Source organism: Desulfocurvus sp. DL1XJH-121 (assembly GCF_054819825.1).
Window position 1 is genome coordinate 1 of the sequence record NZ_JBTVWW010000168.1, and the last position, 246, is coordinate 246.

Below are 246 nucleotides of genomic sequence, written 5' to 3' on the forward strand. Positions count from 1 at the left end.
GCAGGCCTGGCTCGTCACCGTCACGAGCCGGCGCGCCCTCGACGTGCTGCGGTCGGCCCGCGTCCAGCGCGAGGAGTACTCGGGGATCTGGCTGCCGGAGCCGATCGCCACCGACGGCGATCCGGAGATCGACGTCGAGCAGCGCGAGACCCTCACGATGGGCTTCCTGCTCCTGCTCGAGCGGCTGACACCCATCGAACGGGCGGTGTTCGTGCTCCACGACGTGCTCGAGCACCCCTACGACCT

General features: G+C 70.3%; 1 pseudogene. It reads left to right on the top strand.

Going from position 1 to position 246, the window contains the following annotated elements:
• Positions 1 to 246 (top strand): annotated as a pseudogene (locus ACYYG1_RS17760) (hypothetical protein); the annotation flags it as partial.